Raw genomic sequence first — 24,486 nt, 5'->3', positions numbered from 1 at the left:
CTAGCCAATTGAAAAATATTCACTATTTTTGTTAAGAATTATGGAGATGATAGAACGCATACGGGTTGAGAACTTTGGACCGATCAAACAGATCGATATCCAGATTAGAGATATTAATGTCTTTATCGGTACTACTTCCAGCGGAAAAAGCACGGTAGCAAAACTGATCGCGATCTTCCAGAACAAGGATATCCTTTTTAGGGCAAACTGGGAAAAGAATCGCGAATTACCAACAAATACACTGATCGAGTTCCGAAGGTTGCTAGTAGCCTACAATATCGATTACAATATAGCAAAGGATACCCTGATCCGTTATGAACTTGATGGCCTATACTGCGAAATCAGCCATGGAGCAGTGATTAGCAGTACTTTCAGCCCCTACAGTAGCATAATTTATACAAATCCGGTCTATATGCCGGCTGAGCGCGTATTTTATTCTACGCTATCGGAATCCATATTCAGTTTGATCACTAATGATGTGGCCATCCCAAGATGGCTGGCTGAGTTTGGCAGTAGATTCGAAAAGGCCAGGCGGGAGATCAGCACATTGGACCTTTCCTTTTTGGGGGCGAGCTATGGTTTTGAGAACGGAGAAGACGTTATCAGCCTTACAAATGGAGACTCGATCAAATTGTCCCAGGCCTCTAGTGGAATACAGTCTATCGTACCACTGATGGTCGTGCTCCAGGCGATGACTGAATTTCCCAATGACATCGAAAAAGAGACGAGCTATGATCTTTTTATCGTAGAGGAACCGGAAATGAACCTCTTTCCATCATCGCAGAAACTTTTACTGGAATTTATTATCCAAAGAATCAAAAGATGCTCGGATAAGGTGATTATTACCACTCATAGCCCATATATTCTGACGTCTTTGGATAATCTGGTGCAGGCTGAAAATGCCGCGGAGCTCAGCAATAAGACCGAAGAGGTAGATGCGCTGGTACCGCAAGAACTGTGGGTCGATTTTGAAAAGGTTTCATGCTATTTTTTCGACGCAGGCCACTGCAGGGAAACATTGGATAAAGAACTTAGATCTTTGGCGCCTTCGGACATAGATGGCGTTTCCCAGGAACTAGGGAAGGTGTATGAGGCATTGTTGCAATTAAGCTACGTAAAAAATGAGTTGTGATGGTCTTCGGGCAAAACTGGATCCGGAGAACCTGCATGCCCAATGTTTTTCCAGTTCACATGCTGCATCAGAGAATGGTAAAAGGTTTGAGATTATTAGGCCCGGGAAGTTGGGAGTGTGCAAGGTCAGGGTAGATGGTTGTCTGATAACAAATCAGGCCATCAGAAAGTGCGATTATTTTTTTGGCGTGGCGACAGACCCAGAATCCTACTTTTTAGTCGAGCTCAAAGGTTCCGACCTTAGTACCGCAGTTTCCCAACTGGAATCGACCTATGATCAGTTACGGGGAAGAATTGAAGCCGATCCGAGGCAGTTTACCGCTGTGGTGGTATCTAGCATGGTTCCTGCCAAATCAAATGCTGTCTTCAGAACGATGCAGGCAAAACTCTTGAAGAACAGGGGGCTTAACATTGACCTTAAAAACGTATTCTATCAGGTTCGCATACAGTCCTGATCGGTTTTTTTCTCCAGTTTCATATCGCATTAGCTATTCGATGTTTTGTTTGAGCCTATAGGTTGAATTCAGTCAACAATTTCAATGCTAACAGCCTTTCTATTAACGGATGGGTCATCCTATCGTTTGGATATAGCTTCAGGGTATAAAAGTGGCTCTCAAGGAATTACTTTTTATTATTGATCTATGTAGCCAGATTGAGCATGATCGGGGACAGGGTGATTTTGATTAAATTGAACCAATCCTCGAGCTCCTGACGAGTCATCTTCCAAGCTAGTCAACCCAAGCAAAATTTCGCCTTCGTTGATGAAAAGCTGGGAAAACACGGCTTTAGAATTCGTGGTAACCGTATGTATATTGAATGAGCTTGCTTGTTGCCATATATTCTTCGGGTGGCCTCCTGTTGTTGAACCTTTGGCGCTCTGAAATCAGGTGCAAGTTCTTTTTTGCCCTTGAGCAGATTACGTAAAGCATTTTTTTTGCCGAATGGAATTGCAATTGGAGTTGCTACCTTTGAGTAGAGACATTTATAGAGCAGATTTAAATTAGTAATTTTAAATTTGACCAATATGGGTTACAGAGTATTTGATGATGAATTCAAAAAGATGGCCGTAGCGCTATCTAAGGCTAAAGGTTCGGTAAAAGATGCCGCTACCGAGTTGGATATCGATCCTTCTATGCTGAGCAAGTGGCGTAACAAGCCGGAGTTCAACGGCGGCAAGATCATGATGGACATTGCCGGTCTGAGTGAGGAGCAGATGGAGATCAGAAGGTTGAAAAAGGCATTGAAGAATGCCGAACTTGAGCGTGATATCCTAAAAAAGGCAGTAGGTATCTTCTCCAAGGGAGACGGGGGGTATACAGATTTATAGCTGATCATAAAGCGATCTACCCCGTAGAGAAGATGTCGTCATTTTTTGGGATCAGCAGCAGTTCCTATTATAAATGGGCCAAAGATCCGATAGGTTTCTGGAAACAACAGAATCTAGAACTCCTGGGCAAACTCAAAGAAGTGTATTCGATGAGCAAGGGACGCTACGGTAGCCCACGTATCACCAGGGAGCTGAACGCCGATGGTATAAAAGTTTCCCGTCCACGCATAGCCAGATTGATGAAAAGCGATGGGATAAAAAGTATCATGAAGCGGAAATATAGGGCGACCACCAATTCCAACCATCTTTATCCCGTAAATGCAAACCTGTTGTTGAGGGATTTCAGTACCACCGGTACGGGCGAGAAATGGGTAAGCGATATCACCTATATCAGAACTGGGGAGGGCTGGCTATATCTAACGGTAATTATGGATTTGGCGGACCGGAAAATCATAGGCTGGAGCATGGACAATAGCATGAGTGCAAGTTCAACCGTTGTGGATGCATGGAAAATGGCCATAAGGAACAGGCCTTTGGAAAGGGAACTCATCTTTCATAGCGACCGTGGTATCCAATATGCCAGCCATGAGTTCCGTAGGTGCTTTAAGGGGATGCCCGTATTGCAAAGTATGAGCAGAAAAGGCAATTGCTGGGATAATGCCATTGCAGAGAGCTTCTTTAAAACATTGAAAACGGAAATGGTATACCACAGAAAATTTGAAACCAGGGCACAGGCAAAGCTAGAGATATTCGATTATATCGAAGTATGGTACAACAGAAAAAGGAGGCATTCCGCACTCGACTACCTAACTCCAGTTCAAGTTGAACGGGTGATGATGAAAAATAAAACAGAAGCTGCTTAAAATGTCTCTACTTTGCTATTGCAATTCCACAAACCGCTGTATACCGAACGGTACGTACAGTGGTGTGAGAGGACAGATAGGGAACTAATCCCTATCTTCCTACTCGATTTTAAAGTGTTTTTTTTAAATTAGTTTAAAATATTTGAATCAGAACTAAAACCTGCCAATCAAGCAAATAATTAGTTAGCCTAAACAGAATAAAATTGGATCATGTACAAAAGTTGTGGATGCATATATGAATTTATTAGGGCATTTATTATGTAAATTTGAAGTTTATCAAATTACAGTTGTGAATACTTGATTAGCAATAATGATCGAAAATGATACCACACGCCTTTCAAGACTAACTGCAATCTTAACCCAGTTGCAAACGAAACGACTTTTGACAGCTTCGGAATTGGCCAACAAATTTTCGGTAAGTGGCAGGACAATTTATCGAGATGTCAAAGCATTGCAGCAAGCTGGAGTTCCTATCTTAACAGAAGAAGGAAAAGGCTATACTTTAATGGAAGGTTACCGAATTCCACCCGTGATGTTTACCGAAAGTGAAGCTAATGCATTGATTACAGCCGAAAAACTCATCTTAAAAAATAAAGATGCTTCTTTTGTAAAGGAATATACAGCAGCCATTAACAAAGTAAAATCTGTTTTACGCAGCAATACCAAAGACAAAGCAAATTTGCTTTCCGATAGAATTGTTTTTAGGCAAAACTCAGGCAACGACCGAACAAGCAACTATTTATCAACAATTCAACTGGCTTTGACCAGCTTTAACCTAGTTAAAATAAAATATAGTTCATTGGATAATGGCCAAACAACTGAAAGAACCATTGAACCTTTTGCTATTTACAGCACGCAAGAAAATTGGTTACTCATTGCTTTTTGCCGATTGAGGAGTGATTTCAGAGCATTTCGACTGGATAGAATAGAAAATCTTAATACGCTTAACGAACAGTTTGAACCCCACCAAATGACCTTAGAAGAATATTTTGAAATCTGTAAAGAAAAATATGCTTCACTACCCTTGACATAGGGCTGTCATTATCCATTACTAATTTTGTGGTTCAACAAAAAATAGTTTAAAAATGAACAGAGTAAACATTGAGCCTTTTAAAGTAATTGGCATTTCGGTACGCACTACAAATGAAAATAATCTGGCAGGAAAAGATATCTCGGCTTTGTGGAGCAGATTTATCAGCGACAAAATTTTGGAGGCAATCCCAAACAAAATTGACCATACCATATATTCCATTTATACCGACTACGAAAGCGACCATACGAAACCTTATACCACAATTTTGGGTTGTAAGGTCGCAAATTTAGAAACTATACCAGAGGGGATGATAGGCAAATCTTTTGACGGTGGAAACTATATCAAACTCTCTGCTAAGGGAGATTTGATGCAGGATTTGATCATTAATAAATGGTTAGAAATTTGGGAAATGGATCTAGACAGAGCATTTACTGCCGATTTTGAAGTGTTTGGCGAAAAAGCACAAAATCCAACAGCTGCAGAAATAGATTTTTTAATTGCGGTAAAATAGATAAAAATGAACGAGCAACTACATCACTTTTATTTGAATAAAGAAGAGCCAAACAAGAGTTGTTTATTTGCCTTACGGGATATTATTCTCAACCAGGATACAAATATTACAGAAACACAGAAGTGGGGAATGCCCTGCTTCTGTTATAGGAAAAAAATGTTTTGCTATTTGTGGGTAGATAAAAAAACAGAAGAGCCTTATTTGCTTTTGGTAGAAGGAAAATATCTTAATCACCCTGAATTAGCAAAAGGCAACCGTTCACGAATGAAGATTTTTAGAGTTAATCCCAACATAGATTTACCCATAAATACAATAGAGCGTATTTTACAAAAAGCATTGGATTTATACAGGATGGGTATTATTAAGGCTGTTTAATTAGCCTATACATACTATTTTTTTAAAAGACCATCTATGTGCGTCTTAAAAAATTTTCCAATCGGTACGGTATAATTATCTATAAAAATCTGATTGCCTTCTATGCTTTTGATGTGCTTTTGCACCACCATAAAAGATCGGTGTACTTGAATAAAATGCAGCGCAGGCATAAGTTCCTTTACAGTTGCTAATTTACCACGCATGGTAATGATTTCTTCTTTCAACACAATATTGATGTAGTTGCCCGAAGATTCTACAAACAAAATATCATCAAGTACAATTTGTATGTGTTTGTTATCGCTGCGGAGAAAAAACCTTTCCTGCTTTTCATCTTTAACTTCACTAATTATGCCAACGGCTGGTTTTGGTGTTGCTGTACGTGCTTTATTAATCGCCTTCAAAAAGCGCTCGAAGGAAAAGGGTTTGAGTAAATAATCAACAATGTTTAATTCATAACCTTCAATCGCATATTCTTGGTAGGCAGTGGTCACAATAATTTGAGGTGGCGAAGCTAAAGTTTTTAAAAACTCAAATCCTTTTAGCTTTGGCATGTTAAGATCCAAAAAAATTAAATCTACGGTATGATGATTGAGGTATTCAATGGCTTCAATGGCATCGTAGCAATCCTTCATCAACTGCATGTTGGGCAACATCGCACAATACTTTTTGATGATGTCGTGTGCCACAGATTCATCATCAACAATCATATATCTTACACTCATAAAGTAAGTTTTAAGCTAATTTTGTAAACAGCGGCTTGGCTGGTAGCTATTGCTAATTCATGTTTTTTAAAATAAACCAATTCTAGTCGTTTTTTTAGGTTATTCAGGCCAATGCCCGGGTTTGCAACTGTCTCCTCGGCATCAAAATTGTTTTCAATCTCAAATTCAACATGTTTTAGGGTAGACTTTAAGCGAATATAAACAAATGCATCTTTCCTCAATTTTTCTACCCCGTGTTTAAACGCATTTTCTACCATAATAATAAATAGCAATGGCATAATTTTTATATTCCGATCTTCTGCAGCTACATCAAAGCGAATAGAGATTTCTTTATGGTAGCGCATTTTATGCAAATCCATGTAATTTTCAAGGTAGGTAATTTCATCTGCCAAGCTAACCCAATCATTTTGTCCTTCATAAATACTGTAACGCATCATGTCAGATAGTTTAAGAATTAACTGCTGTGCTTTGGTGGGGTTTAGTTCTACAAGTCCGTATAAGTTGTTTAAGGTATTGAAAAAAAAGTGCGGATTAACCTGACTTTTCAGGTGCAATAATTCTGCTTGGGTTTTATCTTTTTTGAGGCGGAGTATATATTTGATCTGAATAATTAACCAGCGGATCATCCATACTGTCATCGACATGAAAAATAGCAGAATGTATACATGATAATCTTCTTCCTTCCCAAAAAAATCATTAAAAACCACAATTAAAAGGGTTGTGGTAATGAAAAAGTAAGGCACTAGCCTTTTAAGAAATTGCCTATTTAAGCGTTTTTTTAAGATGGTCATCCTACAAAATTAAACAAAAATCTAAGCGATTTAGGAGTTGGTACAGATGTATGCTTAGCTGTGATGAACGTGCTTCTGGCAGTGGTCAAGTGCTTTTATCACTTCATACTAGTCATTCAAACCTGCCCACAATCTATCTATCCCAATGCTTTATTTATCCATTTTATTCACCCTAATATTGGCTGAAAATTAAATTAATCATGGACGAACTAATTATAACTGATCTTTCTAAGACGTACCAAAATGGCGTTAAAGCACTCCAAAATGTATCGCTACAAATACCCATAGGGATGTTTGGCTTATTAGGACCGAATGGCGCAGGTAAATCTACATTAATGAGAACCATAGCGACTTTACAGGAAGCCGACTGTGGAAGTATTCAATTGGGAAGCATCGATATTTTAGCACAGCCAAATGAATTGCGAAGAGTATTGGGTTATTTGCCACAAAAATTTGGCGTCTACCCAGCCTTATCTCCCGAAATGCTCCTGAATCATTTGGCGGTACTGAAAGGCATTATCAATAAAAATGAGCGTAAAGAAATTATACATGCACTGTTAAATAGGGTAAACCTGTACGAGGTGCGCAAACAAAAGCTGGGAGAATTTTCTGGAGGGATGAAGCAGCGTTTTGGTATTGCGCAAGCATTGTTAAACAACCCTAAATTGCTAATTGTCGACGAACCAACAGCGGGATTAGATCCTGTAGAACGTAATCGGTTTTATAACTTATTAAGTGAAGTGGGCGAAAATACCATCGTAATTCTTTCTACACATATTGTAGATGATGTGAAAGAACTATGCCCTCGGATGGCCATTATCAACAAAGGTAAAGTTGTTATTCAGGGAAATCCCTTACAAATTATGGAAAGCCTGGAGGGACGATTGTATGAGAAAACCATACAAAAAAATGAACTGGAACAATACAAAACCGAATACCAAGTCATTAGTGATCGCTTGTACTTAGGAAACCAAATTATTCATGTGCTTAGTGATACACAGCCGGGTTCAGGCTTCAAACCTATTGAAGCCAACTTGGAAGATGTTTATATGTCTCAAATTTTTAACGCCTAATCTCAACACACCATGCTATACGAATTTTTCATATTCGAAATTAAATACAGATTAAAACGACCTGAAACCTATTTTTTCTTTTTATTGCTTTTTTTGTTCTCGCTTGTAGGTATTGAATTTGTTTTTCAGGGAATTGATTTGGGATTAGTTAAGAAGAATTCTCCATTGGTAATTGCTAAATCTATGGGAGCAATTACAGGTTTATCGATGATTATTGCCTCTATGATTATGGGCGTTCCGGTGCTCCGTGATTTTCAGTATGATGTGACTTCACTGATCTATGTTAATCCAATCTCCAAAAAAGATTATTTATTGGGTCGTTTTTTAGGCTCTCTTGTGGTGCTGCTCTTTATTTTTAGTGCCTTGCTTTGGGGTATGATGCTGGGCGAATTTATGCCTTGGAATGATCCAAAGGAATTTATGCCTTTTCAATTGATAAATTACTTGCAGCCATTTTTGTGGGTGGTTTTACCTACCTTGTTTTTTGGTGCTGCCGTGTTTTTTGCAACGGGTGCACTCAGTAAAAACTTATTGGTAGTATACACACAGGGAGTAGTCATTTTTGTGTTATTTATGCTTACCAAAGGCATTACTAACGAAATCCTGCAGGCTGTATTCGATCCTTTTTCGCTTACTACTTTAACCAAAGCCACTAAAGGCTGGTCGGTAGCCGATAGAAACGCCCTGCTTATTCCAGTTTCTGGTGTAATGCTGCTCAACAAACTTTTCTGGCTGGCTGTAGGTCTTTCAGTATTGACGATTGGCTACATCAAGTTTAAGTTAGTGGTGGTAAATGACAAGGCTTTCCATAAAAAACAGCAGAAAAAAGTGAACTCTTCATTGGTTTATTTCGCTAAGACTATACCCCCGGTTACGCCTGTTTACCATATTAGGGCTCAGTTTGCGCAGTTGTTGCTCAATGCCTGGTTTCATAGCGTATCTATTCTTAAGCTGATTTCCTTCTGGGCCATTATTCTGTGTTGCTTTGTGATTATCCTAATTAATTCGGTAAGTCTAGGGACTTCTTATGGTGTAGATAGCTATCCAACTACCTATTTCATTATAGAAGAATTGCGGGAGATGTCTATTTACTTTTTCATGATCATTTTGGTTTTTTATGCTGGCGAAATTATGTGGAAGGAAAAGGATGTGAAGCTTGATCTCATTCATGATGCCACACCGCTCTCTAGTTTTGTAAATGTGATTAGCAGGTTTCTGGGGTTGCTACTTATTTATACCATCGTGATGCTTTCGCTCATTGTAGCTGGTGTGTTGTTTCAAATCTTAAATGGCTATTATCGCTTCGAATTGGATGTTTATTTTTTCGGTTTCTTCTTAGAACTACTTCCATTTTTAGCTTTGTACACTTTTGCAGCTATGTTCTTTCAGGCACTTACCCGAAACAAGTTTATGGGGATGCTTGCCACTATCGCATTTGCGATCATCAATGTAGCCATTGGGGTATTTGGTTTGGAACATGGCTTACTTAACTTTGGTGGACAAGCACTGGCCTCTTATTCTGATATGAACGGTTATGGGCACTTTTTGACTGCCTATCTCTGGGTAAAAACCTATTGGGTATTGTTTGGTACGCTACTGTTAATCGCTGCTAGTATTTTAATGGTTAAGGGAAATGAAACAGGTTTGGGCAAAAGATGGACAAGCGGAAAAAGGCAAATGGGAAAAACTTTGAGAATTTTCAGTTTAGTTTGTCTAACATTTTTTATCGGTGTTGGAAGTTATATTTTTTACAATACCAATGTATTAAATGAGTTTTGGACTAAAAGCGAACAAGTTAATTTTAGAGCTGGCTACGAAAAGACGTTAAAGCAATTTGAATATATTCCACAGCCAAAAATTACTGCCATCAAGCTAAAAGTTGATTTGTTCCCATCTCGAAGAGCATATCAAATTTCAGGTCATTATGTGCTTGCCAATACATCTCAAATGCCCATTCACGAAATTCATGTACAGAAACTGCTGGAATCTAACGTAGAACTAGCGGATGTAAATTTTGACAGGAAAACGATAACAAATAACAGCCATGTGAAATATCATTATACCATTTATCAATTGATCAAAGCCTTAGCTCCTGGTGAGACGATGAAAATGAATTTTAAACAGACCTTGCAGCCGAAGGGTTTCGAAACTGATAATTCTGCTATTGATGTAGTTGATAACGGTACTTTTTTCGATAATGCGGTGTTACCGAGTTTTGGTTATCAGAAAAAATATGAACTACAAGATGAGGATGATCGAAAAGATTTTGGCTTAGCTCCACGATTTGCGAAAGCAAAACGTGATGATGTACACGAGCTGGTAAATGCCCGTAGTGGAAGTGATTCGGACGGTGCCATTTTAGAGATAGTGATTGGTACCGAAGCGCCACAAATAGCCCTCAGCTCTGGCGATTTAGTGGCTAAATGGAACAAAGATGGTCGCAATTATTTTCATTACAAAACCAATCAACAGATCATTAACTTTTATCCAATTATATCAGGGCGGTATGAGGTGATGAGAGATACTTGTATCCCGTTAGGTAACATTTCAAAAGAGCCTGTCGATCTAGAAATTTATTACCACCAAGGTCATGAATACAACCTAAAGCGTATGATGGAATCCATGAAAATGTCCTTAAATTATTACAGCAAATATTTCAGTCCGTACCAATATAAACAACTACGTATTGTAGAGTTTCCAAGGTATCGATCATTTGCACAATCTTTGCCGGGCATCATTCCTTTTTCTGAGGCGATAGGTTTTGTAATGGATATTGATGATCAAAAAGATGTAGACATGGCATTTTATGTTACTGCCCATGAAGTGGCGCACCAATGGTGGGGACTACAATTGGAAGCGGCAAATGTACAGGGACAAAATATGATTTTGGAAACATTGGCGCAGTATTCGGCTATGATGGTGCTTAAAGAAAAATATCCCAATGAAAAAATTAAGCAATTTTTAAAGTTCCAATTAGATGAATATGAAGAGGCTAAGCTAAAGGCTAACAAGAAAGAGCTACCGTTGGCATTGGTTGAAAATGAAGAACACCTCTACTACAACAAAGGAGCACTTGCGATGTACAAATTACAGCAACATATTGGAGAAGAGAATATGAACAAAGCCTTACAGCATTTTCTGAGTGATTGGCATTCTTTTAACAATCCGAAAAAGCCAAATCGCTATGCCACCACGCTAAATCTACTTCAGTATTTTAGAGACGTAACACCCGCTTCGAAAAAACAAGTGATTCCTGAATTGTTTGAACAAGTGAATAGCATGGATTAGCTACTAAATAAAAGCTAAAAAATGAATTAGTTGCCGTTGCCTAAGCAGTACGTAACGGCAACTAAACCACTGGTCAGTTTTTATTTAATGACTTTTTAATTTCTGAACCATTTCTTTTGCGGAGGACAAATTCGGATCCAGTTCTAAAGCTTTTTGGTACGATTTTAATGCATTTTCTTTATCGTTATTTATAAAATAAGCTTCACCCAAACTATCCCAAGCATTGGCATTATTTGGAAACTGCTTTACATTTTCATGAAATACCTCTATGGCATTGTAAGCCGAATTTTCCTTTAAAAATGCATAGCCAATTTTATTTAAAAGAACATTTTTATTGCCCTTAGCAGTTTTATTTATCGCATCTATATAAGCATTTACAAAAGCAGCTTTTTCACTTGTTTTAATGTCCGGTTGTACACCTTTCCCTTCCCAATTGGTTTTTGTTATTGGATGAATAGCCTGAATATACGGAACCGATATTGTAAACTCTTCGTTTAGGATAATTCGTTTGGTTCGGTTGGCACCTCCTTTGGTAACTTCTCCTACTATAACTGCTTTTTCTAAACCAATCGCTATTCGATTATTGTAAAGCGGTATTAACACAAAAATTTAAAACATGACACAAACTGATATCTTAATCTTAAACTTTGAGGAAATCAGAAGAAGAGGCATAAAACTATAGACAGGAATTACACCAGAAAATTATTTTTTTGGCGTCTTGACATTAACGCAATGAATTGCCTTGAAATGATAAGGCACGTTTTAGAAGGAGAACATTTATTTCATAAAATAGTTGAGAATAGATGCAATATTGGTGATTATTTTTCACTTGGGCAAAACATCCCTAGTAGTAAACTTTCAAGCTTCTCTACTAGGGATAAAAACCATTCAAAGGTTGATGGTACAAAAACTAATCCTGATTGTGCGCCAGACTAAATTCTTATTAACCTTTGCTTTTAATTTTTTTGATATAGCAGTCTAAAAAATAATCAATTCCTGTTGCAGCGTATCCAAGTAACCTGGAGTTTTCGCCAAGTTCGGAAGAGACAATGGTTGTTTTTTCTCTAATTTGGGTCATACAATACATGTTTATGGCTTGTTGCATCGGCAGCGTCATGTATTGCTTTGCCTCGGCAATTTTGCCACTTAAAATAATCAATTCAGGATTAAAAAGCTGGATGAGCATTGATATTCCCTTTCCCATATATGTACCTACATTTGATAGCAACTGAATGGCGTATTGATCGCCTTTATTGGCTGCTTGAATAATTACAGCTGGCTCTATTCTTTGTAGTTCCTCGTTTGTAAGTTTGTTAAGCATCGAATTTTTACCAGATAAAATTCCTTCTTTAGCCATTTCTGATAAAGCGTTTCCAGAGGCAACGGTTTCTAAACAGCCATGTTTGCCGCAGTAACATAAAGTTCCATTTTCAACAAAAGGAATATGGCCCAATTCTCCTGAAAACCCACAAGTGCCTTGCCTAAGTTTACCGTCCATAATAATTCCCAAACCAACGCCCCAATCCATTAATAACACGAGCACATCTTTTTTGCCCTTAGCCATGCCTTGTGTAAATTCTGCTATCGACGAACCATTTACATCATTTTGAATAGCTACAGGCATATTCAACATTTTTTCAAATGCAGCAGTTAAAGAAATATTTTCACCGTCACTTAAAAAATAACTATGATTTTCCCCTTTTTCTGTATCAATTAAACCAGGCATGCCTACGCTACAACCAATCAATTGCTTATTCTGAATGCATGCAGATTTTAAAAAATCTTGAATGTGTGCATGTAAAATCGTAAAAAAATCTGTTCTGCTCTTAGAAATGGGAAGCGCAATAGTTTTAACGTCTAGCACAAAATTATAATAATTGTCTATCACAGCGATCTTGGTATGAAATAACTGGATATCAATGCATAAAATCAGAATTTTTTTATCCTTTAAGCGATAAAGATCTGGCTTTCGTCCACCAATAGATACGCCATAGCCTTTCTTTTCTGCCCAACCCTCATCAATTAATCCATTAAGGAGTTTCAACACACTTGGAGTACTCATGTCCATGATTTCGCAGAGTGCGGAAACTGAAGATGCGCCGATGTTAAAAAGATGCTTTATTAATTTATACTCATTAGTAAGCTGCTTCTCACTTCGGTGGCTGATTAATTTATTAAATAAGGTAAGGTTCATTCTATTAATTATACAATTTGATAAATGTACAGAACTTTCATTAAAAAATTATTAAAGTTTTTCTGATTGATGAATAAATCGATAATGTTTTGTGTTTCCAATTATTTCTTACTAACATTAACGTAATATTTAATCTAACCAGATCAATAAAACCGTACGTTTTGGCACTTATAATGCTTTTTAGAACCAAACCGCATTGTTTTTATCACACCAAACACAAATGAAAGCTAAAGAAGAACCACAAAAAGAACAGCACGCCAGACGTGATTTTATAAAAAAGTCGGCCATTGGCATTGCTGCATTTACCATTGTGCCTAGATATGTATTAGGAGGCCATGGCTATCTAGCACCGAGTGATAAATTAACCAAAGCCGTAATAGGTGTTGGATCTATGGGAAGGGGCCATTTTGGCTATGAGGGTACTCAGGTAGTAGCCATTTGCGATGTAGACAAGAACCACCTTAAACAAGCAGCTAGCATGTTAGACAACGGGGTAAAAACATTTAGTGATTATAGAGAACTTATACAATTACCTGAAGTAGATATTGTGCACATCGCTACCCCGCCACACTGGCATGGCTTAATGGCTATTGATGCCGCAAAAGCAGGGAAGGATATTTGGTGTGAAAAACCGATGACACATACCATTGGTGAAGGGAAAAGAGTGGTTGAGGCTGTAAAACAATATGGTAGCATGTTTCGGTTAAATACCTGGTTTAGATTTAAAGATACTTTTTACGGGATGGGAACCACGGTAAAACCAATAAAAAAATTGGTAGATAGCGGGATGTTAGGCTGGCCTTTAAAAGTAACAGTAAGTAAACATACTGGCTACGACTGGAAGTTTTACTGGGTGGGCAAAGATCATTTAGACCCTCAGCCGGTACCTGCAGAACTAGATTATGATGCTTGGTTAGGCCCAGCACCGTACAAACCTTACAATGCACATCGTGTTCACCAAACATTTAGAGGATATTGGGATTATGATGGTGGTGGCTTAAGTGATATGGGACAACATTATATTGATCCGATACAATATTTTTTAGGTAAAGACAATACCAGTCCAATTTCTGTAGAAGTTGATGCACCACAACAGCATACCGATGCTGTAGGTATTTGGCGTAGAATAACGTATACATATGCTGATGGTTGTCAGATTATTTTGGATGGCGAAGGTAAAGATGCCAATGTGCCCTATATAGAAGGCCCGAAAGGTAAATTATATCCAGGTTTTAAATCTGACATTCCAGATCTCGAACGTAAATTGGCACAATTCCCTGATCCTGATCCAGAGATTGTAGAGTTTTCGGAATCGGTGAGAACAAGAAAAAAATTCGCTTTGAATGAAGAGAATGGTCACCGGTCATGCAATATTGTAAATATTGGTTTGGCTGCCCTTAGATTGGGAAGATCATTAAAGTTCGACCCTGTAAAACAAGAGTTCGTAGATGATGAAGCTGCTAACAGACTAATCAATCCGGTAATGCGTGCTCCATATTCTATTTAAAACCTTCCAAAAATACAAACAGTTATGAATAAAAAAATAGTAATGGCGCTGTTAATTGCATTATGTACCTTAACAACGCTAGCTCAAGATAAAAAAGACGAAAGAACCACCACCACACGTATTGCCGATTTATTGGCGCAATTGCCTGCCCAAAGTGCCCAACAATTAGAACGCAACATGAAAGAAGTGGCTAGTTTAGGTGAAGAAGGATATGTAACCCTAATTACTGGTTTAACAGCTTCCGAAAAAGGAAATAATGCACTAATTGAGTATGCTGTTGGTGGCTTTACCGCCTACGTTTCTAAAAATGGCCAGCAGAATTTAAGGGAAATAGCAATTCGAGCTTATTGCACAGCATTAACTAAATTAACTGATAAAGAGAGCAAAGCATTTATTATTAGTCAATTCGATTTAGTGGGAAATGATGCTGCGGTACCTTATTTAGCAAGTTACCTTGCCGACGAGCAATTGGCCGACGAAGCATCGAGGGCACTAGCAAAAATAGGCACGAGTTTAGCCACAAACACATTGATTAATGGCTTAACCAAGGCTAAAGGGAAAGTTAAAATGACCATTGTAGCTGCACTAGCCCACAGCAAGGCCAAAGCTGCAGCTGTAGCTATTGCACCATTTGCAAGCGGAACAGATAAAGAATTGATAAGGGTAAGTTTGAATTCCTTAGCTAATATTGGCGATGCTTCTTCTAAAGAAATCTTAGTGAAAGCCGCTGAACAAGCTGGGTATAAATACGATAAAACCAATGCAGTTGCAGCTTTATTGATGTATGCCGAGAAAACCGTCGAAGTAGATAAAAATGGTGTAGAAACAATTGCTAAAACAATATTAGAAAAGGCAATAGGCGATGACCAGGTAAATGAGCGCATTGCTGCCTTAAAATTGCTTGCTGCAACACAAAATAACCAGCAAGCATTACTTGCTGCTATGGCCGATAAACAGTTCGAGTTTAGAGCAGCTGCGGTTAAATTTGCTGCAGATGGAATAAATGAAAGCAATAGTTTGGCCTGGATAAAACAGTTAAAAAAGGTTGATGCGCCAACTCAGGTGTCTATTTTAGCTATGTTGGGTAATAGCAATGCCAAATCATCTTTGCCTGCAGTACTTAAATTAATTAGAAGTGATGATCAACAAGTAAAGCTAGCTGCTATTAATGCTGCTGTGAAACTGGGACAAAATGAGGTTTTGGCCGACTTATTGAAATTAATGGAAAAAGGTAGTGCTACAGATATTGCAGCGATTTCCAATGGTATTTTAAGGATAAAAGGCGATAGCATGCCGGCTAAAGTTGGAGATTATATTCCAATGGCGAAACCGGAAGTACAAGTTGCCTTGATTAATATCTTAGCAGCCCGTGCGGCAACAAGTCAAACCGCTGTTATTTATACACTATTAAATAGTAAAGATGAAGCAGTTAGAAAAGCAGCATTTCTTTCCTTAAAGCACATCGTAGTAGCTGAAAATAACACAAAATTATTTGAGCTCTTAGCTAAAACTACAGATGCTACTGAACTTATAGCCATACAAGATGCGATTATTGCCGCTCTAAAAGAAACAGCTGATAAAGAGGGGCAAACCAATGCTATTCTTCAACAAATAAACAATACATCGGCAGATAAAAAATCGTTGTTTTACAAGGTTTTGGCCAGTTTAGGCGGTTCGAAATCTTTAAAGGCAGTGTCAGAAGCTTTTGTCACAGGTGATGAAGCTACTAAGAAAGCCGCAATTGAAGCACTTTCTTTATGGACTGATGCTGGATCAATAGAAACCCTAATTGGCATTGCGCGTACAACCGCCAATCCAGACTTTTTGAACCAAGCGATTTCGGGTTATTTAGGTTTGGTAAGAAATACAAAGTATACTGCAGAGCAACGTTTATTATTACTGCGCAATGCCATGGCTGTGGCCAAAACCACTGCACAACAGCTACAAATTCTTAAAGACTTACAACAAGCGAAGTGCTTTAATGCCATTGTATTTGCTGGTCAGTATTTAGAAGATACCGACTTACAACAGGCGGCAGCAAATGCAGTAATGAACATCACCATGGCAGGAACGTATGAGGGCGATATCGTAAAAGGCTTGTTGAATAAAACAATTGCTGTAATTACAGGAGGCGATGCAGGCTATCAGAAGGAAGGAATGCGCAAGTATATTTCAGAAATGAAAACTGGTGAAGGTTTTGTACAAGTGTTTAATGGCAAAGATTTATCGGGCTGGAAAGGCCTAGTTGGCGATCCAATAAAAAGGTCGAAAATGGAAGAAAAAGCTTTGGCAGATGCACAAATCAAAGCAGATGCCGAAGCGCAAAACAGTTGGAAAGTAATCAATGGTGAACTTCAATTTCAAAGCCGTGGTAATAATCTCGCTACCGTTAAAAAATACGGAGATTTTGAAATGTTGGTAGATTGGAAAATTATTGACGATAAAAAAGGAGAGGGCGACGCTGGTATTTATTTACGTGGCACACCGCAAGTGCAAATCTGGGATCTTGCCCGCACTAAGGTTGGTGCGCAAGTAGGTTCAGGAGGTTTGTATAATAATCAAACGAACGAAAGCAAACCACTCAAAGTAGCCGATAATAAGCTGGATGAATGGAATACCTTCCGTATTCTAATGAAGGGCGACCGCGTTACGGTTTATCTGAATGGGCAATTGGTTACCGACAATGTAATCTTAGAGAACTATTGGGACAGAAGCCTGCCGATTTTTGCAGAGGAGCAGATTGAATTGCAAGCACATGGCTCTCCAGTAGCTTACCGTGATATCTATATTAAAGAACTACCTCGTCCAAAACCTTTTGAACTGAGCGCAGAAGAGAAAAAAGAAGGGTTTAAAATATTGTTCGATGGAACAAATATGCACAGTTGGACCGGTAATACTACCGATTATGTTATCGAAGACGGAAACATTGCCATTAGACCAAAACCTGGTAAAGGATCTGGTGGTAACTTATTCACAAAAGAAGAGTTTAGCGATTTTGTGTACCGTTTCGAATTTCAATTAACACCTGGCGCAAATAATGGTTTAGGCATAAGAGCGCCATTAGAAGGCGATGCCGCGTATGTGGGTATGGAGTTGCAGATTTTAGATAATGAAGCACCAATTTATAAGAATCTGAAAGAATATCAATACCACGGATCGGTGTATGGTACAATTGCTGCGAAACGAGGGTTTTTAAAGCCAACTGGCGAGTGGAATTATGAAGAAGTAATTGCCCAAGGATCGAAAATTAAAGTAATCTTAAATGGGACCGTAATTTTAGATGGCGATATTGAGCCCTTTAAGAAAAATGGTACGCCAGATCACCAACAGCACCCAGGATTATTACGCGAAAGCGGACATATTGGTTTCCTTGGCCATGGTTCTCCAGTTCAATTCAGAAATATTAGAATTAAAGACTTAAGCAAAAAAGAGACAGAAGTTAAGGCTTCAGGTAAAAAGAAATAAGTAATATCCTAAGTTTAAACAATGAAAGCAAATAAAGCAAATTTGAAAGGCGAAAATTCTAGACGAGACTTTATTAAAACAACAGCACTTGCAGCGGCTGGATTTATGATTGTACCTCGCCATGTACTGGGTGGAGCTGGATTTTTGGCACCTAGCGATCGGTTACAATTGGCAGGTATAGGTGCAGGTGGAAAAGGAGAGAGCGATATTGCGAGTATTGTTAAAGGGGGCAAAACAGATGTTGCATTTTTATGTGATGTAGATGATAGAAGAGCTGCTAATTCCTTAAAAAGCTTCCCTAAAGCAAAGTATTATAAAGATTATCGCGAATTATTAGATAAAGAAGGTAAAAATATTGATGCCGTAACCGTATCTACACCAGATCACACCCACGCACAGATAGCGATGGCTGCTATGCAGTTGGGTAAACATGTATACGTACAAAAACCCTTAACGCACGATATTTACGAAGCAAGGATGTTGAGCGAAGCGGCAAATCGATATAAAGTGGTTACACAAATGGGTAATCAAGGTGCGTCTGGCGATGGGGTTAGAAGGCTTCAGGAATGGTATGATGCAGGTAAAATTGGTAAAGTACACACGGTTTATTGTTGGACGAACAGGCCAGTATGGCCTCAAGGAATTTCATGGCCAACAGGAAAAGCCGAAATTCCAAAAGAACTCGATTGGGATTTGTGGTTGGGCAGTGCTCCATATAAAGAGTATATAAATAAATTGGTTCCCTTTAATTGGAGAGGGTGGTGGGATTATGGTACAGGTGCCATCGGCGATATGGGCTGTCATCTGGTAGAACCACCTTTTAGCGTGCTAGGTTTAGATACACCAATCAGTGTAGAATGCAGTGTAGGGAGCGTTTATGTAGACGAATTTAAGCGTGCCTATTTGCCAGAAAGCTGCCCGCCATCAAGTCATGTTATTTTAACTTTTGCTAAAACAGCGAAAACCAAACAGGAGGTTCGGTTGCATTGGATGGATGGTGGAATTAAGCCTGAGCGTCCGGAAGAATTGGGGCCAAATGAAAAATTTGGTGATAACGGCGTACTTTTTATCGGTACAAAAGGTAAAATGATTTGCGAAACCTATGGTAAAAACCCAAAGCTGTTGCCATTGTCTCGCAACGAATCAGATCAAACTAAAATCACTATCCCACGTATTGTTAATCAAGAAGAAGGACATTATACCCAGTTTGCCGAAGCCGCAATTGCTGGATATGGAAAGATAGCATTGAGTTCTCCATTTGAAACTGCTGGGCCATTAACCGAAACGTTATTGATTGCCAATTTAGCCATTAGGGGAATTGATGTGCAGCGCACAGATGCAGCAGGAAAAGTGAGCTATCCGGGCAGGGATATTAAAATGCTTTGGGACAAAGTAAATATGAAAGTGACTAATTTTGATGAAGTAAATCAATTTGTGAAACGCGAATACCGCAAAGGTTGGACTTTGGGTGTTTAAGATTTATTATGTTAGTAGAAAATAAGAATTTAAGAGTATTGGTGGTAGGGTGTGGCAATATGGGAGCTTCCCACGCAATAGCTTATCACACCCTGCCAGGTTTTGAGATATGTGGCTTGGTTTCTACCGGAAAAAGTAAGGAAGTGCTTAACCAAAAACTAGGGGGACAATATCAATTGTATACCGATTTTTATGAGGCACTTTCCATCACTAAACCAGATGCTGTTTGCATTTCTACTTATCCAGAGACACATGAACCCTATGCCGTAAAATCTTTCGAAAGTGGCTGCCATGTGTTTATAGAAAAACCATTAGCAGATAGTGTAGAAGGTGCTATTAACGTTGCAGCAGCAGCTAAAAAGGCCAATAAAAAATTGCTTGTAGGATATATTCTTCGCTACCATCCCTCGTGGGAAAAATTTACCGAACTGGCTCAACAAATGGGGAAACCTTTGGTGATGCGCATGAACCTCAATCAGCAGAGCCACGGCCCTAAATGGACAGTACACCGTAACCTGATGAAAAGTTTAAGTCCGATTGTAGATTGTGCCGTACATTATATCGATGTCATGTGCCAGATGACACAATCAAAGCCCCTCCAAGTGAGTGCTATTGGTGCTAGGCTTACTGATGATATCCCTGAATGGAATTATAATTATGGGCAATTACAAATCCGTTTTAAGGATGGTTCTATCGGTTGGTATGAAGCAGGTTGGGGTCCGATGGTAAGCGATAATGCTTTTTTTATTAAAGATGTTTTTGGCCCGAAAGGTTCAGTATCTATTATGGCAAAAAAAGCAGGAGCTGAAGGTAATTCTGATAATATAGATGCACACACTAAAACCGAATCCATAAAAGTGCATTTTGCAGATTTAGGTTTAGATGATGAATTTATTAAATCTGATCAATGGATAGACCTTACAGATGAACCCAACCATCAGGAATTATGTAATAGAGAGCAACGGTTCTTTTTAAAGGCGATTACTGAAGACCTTGATTTAAGTGATTCTACTAGAGACGCTGTAAATAGTTTAAGAATTGCCTTTGCTTGCGATGAATCTGTGAAAACTGGTGAAATCATTAGATTAAGTTAATTGTTAAACAAATTAAATGCGATTTTTTGGTTCGAGCATACCTACGGCATAGATGCTTTTTATTGTATTTTTAGCTAAGTTAGACGTCATTCATCTCTTTCTTTCAAAACTTTCGAAAAACCGCCGATTTCAATCAATTCGTTCACAAAATGGTTCGAATTAAGCACCGTTACTTACCCTAACGGGACAAAAGTTAGGAAGTTAGCACCCCACTTTTGTAGCAGTCTTTTAATTAGTAAGTTATGGGTTTAAATTCTTCGTTTTTTGGTTCGATGTTTTTAAATTAAACCGAATTAAAAAATCGTTTATGCTTTTCAATTAATTGATATCCTCTAGTAGCGCTATTGTTTTTTCCCTAATATAACCTTCCTTGTCTTTTTTTACTTCTTCAAGGATTGCTTTTCTTTCCATTGGCAATGTAAAATATTTATCAGCCCATAAGTTTATTTCAATAATCAAAGGAAGCAGATCGACCCCTTTTTGGGTTAGTTTATATAAAACTTTGGCTTTGCTATCGGGATGTTCCAGCTTGGAAATTACGCCATTTGTTTCTAACATCTGTAATCTTGAAGCCAGAATATTTGTTGCTATTTTTTCATCCGACTTCAAGAAATCTCCATAGGTACACTCTTTGGCAAACATGAGATCTCTAACAATAAGTAATGACCACTTGTCTCCCCAAACATCTAATGAGTTGCTAATAGGGCACTCTGACCGCTTTTTTATATCCTTCATAAAAATAATTTTTAAAATTACTTGCAAATTAAAAGTTGTTTATATATTTGCACTTGCATAATGCAAGCAAATTTAAGCAATTAAATTATAGATACAATGAAAAATGAACTAATTTTTGAACGTTATAGCCGAGCAGGGCTAAAACTGAATAACCGCATCGTAATGGCGCCAATGACCAGAAGCCGATCAGACAATCCCGAGCATAAAGCGACAGAACTTACGGCTAAATATTACCAGCAGAGAGCTACCGCAGGTCTCATTATCACAGAAGGTACTTTCGTGAGCCCGGAAGCGGTGGGCGTAATCAATGTTCCTGCCATTTATTCCAAAGAACAAGTTGAAGGCTGGAAACTGACTACAAAAGCCATTCATCAGGAAGGTGGTAAAATTTTTGCCCAGCTTTGGCACACGGGAGCTTATTCTCATCCGGATTTGCACGGTGGTAAAAAACCTTTGGCGCCATCCAATGTCAATCCACAGCAGCAGGTGTTCACGGCGTCAGGTTTTCAAGCTTCGGCAGAGCCGCAACCAATGACAACAGAAGACATCAAAAGAACGGTAGAAGATTTTGCAAACGCCGCTGTAAACGCTTTCGAAGCGGGTTTCGATGGTGTAGAACTTCACGGTGCCAATGGCTATTTACTTCAGCAGTTTTTCAGTAAAAATGCCAACCTCAGAACCGATGAATACGGTGGTTCGGTAAAAAACAGGGCCAGAATTTTGTTTGAAATTCTGGATGCCATCCAAAAAGTGGCAGATACAGGCAAGGTTGCAGTCCGTCTTAACCCATCACTTAATGGCATTATGGGAATTTTGGTCGATGACGAAACCATTGAGCTTTACAATTACATCGTCAACAGATTAAATGATTACAATTTAGCATACGTCCATCTCATCGAGCCATTTACAGACGTTTCAGATAATCCTCACGCCATACAGGAAGTAGCCAAACATTTCCGCAAAATTTACAACGGAACCATCATCATCAACCGTGGTTTCAACAAAGAAACAGCCGAAAAAGTGCTTCAGGACGGCGATGCAGATTTGGTTTCTTTCGGCGTTCCGTTTATTGCCAATCCGGATCTGGTAAAACGTTTCAGGACCAATGCTGCGCTCAGTCAGCCTGATCAGCCCACTTTTTACACACCGGGAGAAAAAGGTTACACCGATTATCCTACGCTTACCCAATAAAAATATTTGGGCGACCTGGCGGGCTTTCCGCTATATCTTTTGTTCCGCTGAAGCTACACAAAAGGATGCCGCTGCAATCCCTGTCGCAAAAAAAAAATCATAATATCAGCAATAATATTTAAACAATAAAAAAATGAAAACAACAGGAAATACCGTATTCATCACCGGAGGAAGTGCCGGAATTGGCTTAGCCATCGCTAAAAAATTAACCGCTGAAGGCAACCACATCATCATCAACGGAAGAAATAAAGAACGTTTGGAAAATGCCTTGAAAGAGCTTCCGGGCGCAGTAGGAATTCAGGGTGATTTTGCTTTGGAAGCAGACAGAATTCGTGTGGCAGAAGAATTAAAAAACAATCATCCCAAGGTGAATGTAATCATCAACAATGCCGGAGCTGCCTTTGCTTATTTATTGAGCGAAACGACCAATGCGCACGAAAAAGCAATGACGGAGATGAATGTCAACTATATCGCCATCATTCATTTCACAGAATTGATGATGCCGCACCTTTTGCAGAAAGAGGCTGCCGCTGTGGTGAATGTTTCTTCGCTTGCCGTTTACGGTAGTCACAAGTTTTTGCCAACCTACTGCGCAACCAAAGCAGCATTGCACAGCTACACTGTAGCGTTGAGATACACGTACGAAGATCAGAGAAATGTTCAGATTTACGAACTGTATCCGCCAACGGTGAATACCGAATTTTCTGCCGAAATAGGCGGTGCCAACGGTATTCCTGCATCAGAAGTGGCAGAGGAATTATTTCTTGGATTGGAGAAGGACCAGTTTGATATCCCTGTAGGCGAGGTGAAAAAATATGCCGCTGCTGTAGGTGAGGCAATGGCAAAATTAGCAGCCCAAGAAGCCAATTCTTAACCGATTAAGAGCTTCTCTTTAGGTAGAATCAAGAGTGACTTTTTATCAAAAAAATAATTGCAATGAAAATTCAAGGAAAAACCATTCTGATTACCGGTGGCGCATCAGGAATAGGATTAGAAGCCGCCAGACAGTTTCTGGAGAAAGGTGCAAAAGTCATTATTACCGGAAGAAATCAGAATAAATTAATTGCTGCCAAGAAGCAGTTTCCGGATCTGATTACCATTCAGAGTGATGTCTCCAGCGCAGAGGATGCCCAAAAACTTTTTGAAAAAGTATCAGATCTTAGCGGAATTGATATTCTTTACAACAATGCGGGTGCTGGCGTGGCTCCAATTAATTTGGGTGCCGCCAATGAGCATCACGTGAAAAATGCGAGGTATGAAATGGAGGTCAACTACATCGGCATCATCCGCCTCAACAATCTTTTTATGGAAATGCTAAAATCCCGTAAAGAAGCCGCCATTATCAACACTACTTCTATTCTAAGTTATGTTCCATCTCTGGTAGAAGCGACATATTCTGCTACCAAAACTGCACTTGCATTTTACACCAAAGCTTTGCGGGAACATCTAAGAATTATTAACAGTGACCTCAAAATTTTTGAACTTCTTCCGCCCGTTGTGGATACAGAAATGACGGCATCTAGAACAGGAAAAAAATTAACACCTGAACACCTGGTAAAAGGTTTAATTTCAGGTTTGGAAAAAAACAAGTACACCATTCGGGTAGGTGATAGCAAAATTATGTATTTCTTGCATCGGTTTTTCCCTAAATTAGCATTCAGTTTGGTGAATCCAAAAACATCTGATCAATACATTAAATCATCTTATTAA

21 protein-coding genes are annotated in these 24,486 nt (G+C 38.8%); 16 read left to right on the top strand and 5 right to left on the bottom strand.

Annotated features, from left to right (window positions below; translation table 11 throughout):
• The first annotated feature begins 40 nt into the window (after positions 1–40).
• The 7 genes from WG904_RS12185 (at position 41) to WG904_RS12160 (ending at position 5,240) form a co-directional block, all read left to right on the top strand.
• Positions 41–1,132, top strand: coding sequence for an AAA family ATPase (locus WG904_RS12185; RefSeq protein ID WP_339579599.1), 1,092 nt, complete (start codon positions 41–43; stop codon positions 1,130–1,132).
• On the top strand, positions 1,122–1,586 hold the full coding sequence (locus tag WG904_RS12180) for a hypothetical protein (protein WP_339579598.1): 465 nt from the start codon (positions 1,122–1,124) through the stop codon (positions 1,584–1,586). The genes WG904_RS12185 and WG904_RS12180 overlap by 11 nt, the downstream gene beginning before the upstream one ends.
• Before the next feature lie 569 nt (positions 1,587–2,155).
• Positions 2,156–2,458: a transposase gene (locus WG904_RS19635; protein ID WP_431844424.1), complete on the top strand. Its 303-nt coding sequence runs from the start codon at positions 2,156–2,158 to the stop codon at positions 2,456–2,458.
• Positions 2,455–3,321, top strand: a complete 867-nt coding sequence (locus tag WG904_RS12175) for an IS3 family transposase (protein ID WP_431844431.1) — start codon at positions 2,455–2,457, stop codon at positions 3,319–3,321. Before WG904_RS19635 ends, WG904_RS12175 begins: the two co-directional genes overlap by 4 nt.
• A gap of 310 nt (positions 3,322–3,631) precedes the next feature.
• Positions 3,632–4,354, top strand: coding sequence for a helix-turn-helix transcriptional regulator (locus tag WG904_RS12170; protein ID WP_339579596.1), 723 nt, complete (start codon positions 3,632–3,634; stop codon positions 4,352–4,354).
• Positions 4,355–4,406: 52 nt separating this feature from the next.
• Positions 4,407–4,865 carry a GyrI-like domain-containing protein gene (locus WG904_RS12165; RefSeq protein ID WP_339579595.1) on the top strand — a complete coding sequence of 153 codons (459 nt, stop codon included), beginning with the start codon at positions 4,407–4,409 and terminating at the stop codon, positions 4,863–4,865.
• Between the two features lie 6 nt (positions 4,866–4,871).
• Positions 4,872–5,240, top strand: a complete 369-nt coding sequence (locus WG904_RS12160; RefSeq protein ID WP_339579594.1) for a DUF1801 domain-containing protein — start codon at positions 4,872–4,874, stop codon at positions 5,238–5,240.
• Positions 5,241–5,254: 14 nt separating this feature from the next.
• On the opposite strand, the gene WG904_RS12155 is transcribed toward WG904_RS12160, so the two are convergent.
• Both WG904_RS12155 and WG904_RS12150 read right to left on the bottom strand, forming a co-directional pair.
• A complete protein-coding gene (locus tag WG904_RS12155; RefSeq protein WP_339579593.1) occupies positions 5,255–5,962 on the bottom strand; it encodes a LytR/AlgR family response regulator transcription factor in 708 nt (235 codons plus the stop codon).
• Positions 5,959–6,753, bottom strand: a complete 795-nt coding sequence (locus tag WG904_RS12150) for a sensor histidine kinase (RefSeq protein ID WP_339579592.1) — start codon at positions 6,751–6,753, stop codon at positions 5,959–5,961. The genes WG904_RS12155 and WG904_RS12150 overlap by 4 nt, the downstream gene beginning before the upstream one ends.
• Positions 6,754–6,953: 200 nt before the next feature.
• Here WG904_RS12150 and WG904_RS12145 point away from each other — a divergent pair, with 200 nt between their 5' ends.
• Together WG904_RS12145 and WG904_RS12140 are read left to right on the top strand one after the other, a co-directional pair.
• Positions 6,954–7,826: an ABC transporter ATP-binding protein gene (locus tag WG904_RS12145; RefSeq protein ID WP_339579591.1), complete on the top strand. Its 873-nt coding sequence runs from the start codon at positions 6,954–6,956 to the stop codon at positions 7,824–7,826.
• A 12-nt stretch (positions 7,827–7,838) separates the two neighbouring features.
• Positions 7,839–11,114, top strand: a complete 3,276-nt coding sequence (locus WG904_RS12140) for an ABC transporter permease/M1 family aminopeptidase (RefSeq protein WP_339579590.1) — start codon at positions 7,839–7,841, stop codon at positions 11,112–11,114.
• 84 nt (positions 11,115–11,198) lie between these two features.
• Here the strand turns inward: WG904_RS12140 and WG904_RS12135 are convergent, their stop codons facing one another.
• Positions 11,199–11,717, bottom strand: a complete 519-nt coding sequence (locus WG904_RS12135) for a tetratricopeptide repeat protein (protein WP_339579589.1) — start codon at positions 11,715–11,717, stop codon at positions 11,199–11,201.
• 340 nt (positions 11,718–12,057) lie between these two features.
• Positions 12,058–13,308 carry an ROK family protein gene (locus WG904_RS12130; RefSeq protein ID WP_339579588.1) on the bottom strand — a complete coding sequence of 417 codons (1,251 nt, stop codon included), beginning with the start codon at positions 13,306–13,308 and terminating at the stop codon, positions 12,058–12,060.
• Between the two features lie 220 nt (positions 13,309–13,528).
• Here WG904_RS12130 and WG904_RS12125 point away from each other — a divergent pair, with 220 nt between their 5' ends.
• From WG904_RS12125 to WG904_RS12110, 4 genes are read left to right on the top strand one after another with little or no spacing between them, the layout of a single operon-like run.
• On the top strand, positions 13,529–14,815 hold the full coding sequence (locus WG904_RS12125) for a Gfo/Idh/MocA family oxidoreductase (RefSeq protein ID WP_339579587.1): 1,287 nt from the start codon (positions 13,529–13,531) through the stop codon (positions 14,813–14,815).
• 24 nt (positions 14,816–14,839) lie between these two features.
• Positions 14,840–18,280, top strand: a complete 3,441-nt coding sequence (locus tag WG904_RS12120; protein WP_339579586.1) for a DUF1080 domain-containing protein — start codon at positions 14,840–14,842, stop codon at positions 18,278–18,280.
• A 21-nt stretch (positions 18,281–18,301) separates the two neighbouring features.
• Entirely contained in the window at positions 18,302–19,756 is a 1,455-nt protein-coding gene (locus WG904_RS12115; protein WP_339579585.1) for a Gfo/Idh/MocA family protein, read from the top strand.
• A gap of 8 nt (positions 19,757–19,764) precedes the next feature.
• Positions 19,765–20,850, top strand: a complete 1,086-nt coding sequence (locus WG904_RS12110; RefSeq protein WP_339579584.1) for a Gfo/Idh/MocA family protein — start codon at positions 19,765–19,767, stop codon at positions 20,848–20,850.
• 318 nt (positions 20,851–21,168) lie between these two features.
• Here the strand turns inward: WG904_RS12110 and WG904_RS12105 are convergent, their stop codons facing one another.
• Complete coding sequence (locus tag WG904_RS12105) at positions 21,169–21,585, bottom strand: winged helix-turn-helix transcriptional regulator (protein WP_339579583.1); 417 nt, start codon at positions 21,583–21,585, stop codon at positions 21,169–21,171.
• A gap of 96 nt (positions 21,586–21,681) precedes the next feature.
• Between WG904_RS12105 and WG904_RS12100 the strand changes: the two genes are divergently transcribed.
• The 3 genes from WG904_RS12100 to WG904_RS12090 all read left to right on the top strand — a co-directional run bounded on the left by WG904_RS12100 (position 21,682) and on the right by WG904_RS12090 (position 24,486).
• The gene (locus WG904_RS12100; protein WP_339579582.1) at positions 21,682–22,776 is read left to right on the top strand and encodes an alkene reductase; all 1,095 of its coding nucleotides are present in this window, start codon (positions 21,682–21,684) and stop codon (positions 22,774–22,776) included.
• A gap of 133 nt (positions 22,777–22,909) precedes the next feature.
• A complete protein-coding gene (locus WG904_RS12095; protein WP_339579581.1) occupies positions 22,910–23,650 on the top strand; it encodes an SDR family oxidoreductase in 741 nt (246 codons plus the stop codon).
• A gap of 62 nt (positions 23,651–23,712) precedes the next feature.
• On the top strand, positions 23,713–24,486 hold the full coding sequence (locus WG904_RS12090; protein WP_339579580.1) for an SDR family oxidoreductase: 774 nt from the start codon (positions 23,713–23,715) through the stop codon (positions 24,484–24,486).

It is taken from the genome of Pedobacter anseongensis, assembly GCF_037482965.1.
Taxonomy (GTDB): domain Bacteria; phylum Bacteroidota; class Bacteroidia; order Sphingobacteriales; family Sphingobacteriaceae; genus Pedobacter; species Pedobacter anseongensis.
This window is presented reverse-complemented; position numbering and strand designations above follow the sequence as displayed.

Coding starts and splice junctions, on each gene's coding strand:
- WG904_RS12095 (WP_339579581.1), top strand. CDS start 22,910: ATGAAAACAACAGGAAATACCGTATTCATCACCGGAGGAAGTGCCGGA.
- WG904_RS12105 (WP_339579583.1), bottom strand. CDS start 21,585: ATGAAGGATATAAAAAAGCGGTCAGAGTGCCCTATTAGCAACTCATTA.
- WG904_RS12160 (WP_339579594.1), top strand. CDS start 4,872: ATGAACGAGCAACTACATCACTTTTATTTGAATAAAGAAGAGCCAAAC.
- WG904_RS12100 (WP_339579582.1), top strand. CDS start 21,682: ATGAAAAATGAACTAATTTTTGAACGTTATAGCCGAGCAGGGCTAAAA.
- WG904_RS12110 (WP_339579584.1), top strand. CDS start 19,765: ATGTTAGTAGAAAATAAGAATTTAAGAGTATTGGTGGTAGGGTGTGGC.
- WG904_RS12165 (WP_339579595.1), top strand. CDS start 4,407: ATGAACAGAGTAAACATTGAGCCTTTTAAAGTAATTGGCATTTCGGTA.
- WG904_RS12125 (WP_339579587.1), top strand. CDS start 13,529: ATGAAAGCTAAAGAAGAACCACAAAAAGAACAGCACGCCAGACGTGAT.
- WG904_RS12115 (WP_339579585.1), top strand. CDS start 18,302: ATGAAAGCAAATAAAGCAAATTTGAAAGGCGAAAATTCTAGACGAGAC.
- WG904_RS12150 (WP_339579592.1), bottom strand. CDS start 6,753: ATGACCATCTTAAAAAAACGCTTAAATAGGCAATTTCTTAAAAGGCTA.
- WG904_RS12120 (WP_339579586.1), top strand. CDS start 14,840: ATGAATAAAAAAATAGTAATGGCGCTGTTAATTGCATTATGTACCTTA.
- WG904_RS12145 (WP_339579591.1), top strand. CDS start 6,954: ATGGACGAACTAATTATAACTGATCTTTCTAAGACGTACCAAAATGGC.
- WG904_RS12185 (WP_339579599.1), top strand. CDS start 41: ATGGAGATGATAGAACGCATACGGGTTGAGAACTTTGGACCGATCAAA.
- WG904_RS12090 (WP_339579580.1), top strand. CDS start 23,713: ATGAAAATTCAAGGAAAAACCATTCTGATTACCGGTGGCGCATCAGGA.
- WG904_RS12180 (WP_339579598.1), top strand. CDS start 1,122: ATGAGTTGTGATGGTCTTCGGGCAAAACTGGATCCGGAGAACCTGCAT.
- WG904_RS12140 (WP_339579590.1), top strand. CDS start 7,839: ATGCTATACGAATTTTTCATATTCGAAATTAAATACAGATTAAAACGA.
- WG904_RS19635 (WP_431844424.1), top strand. CDS start 2,156: ATGGGTTACAGAGTATTTGATGATGAATTCAAAAAGATGGCCGTAGCG.
- WG904_RS12130 (WP_339579588.1), bottom strand. CDS start 13,308: ATGAACCTTACCTTATTTAATAAATTAATCAGCCACCGAAGTGAGAAG.
- WG904_RS12155 (WP_339579593.1), bottom strand. CDS start 5,962: ATGAGTGTAAGATATATGATTGTTGATGATGAATCTGTGGCACACGAC.
- WG904_RS12170 (WP_339579596.1), top strand. CDS start 3,632: ATGATCGAAAATGATACCACACGCCTTTCAAGACTAACTGCAATCTTA.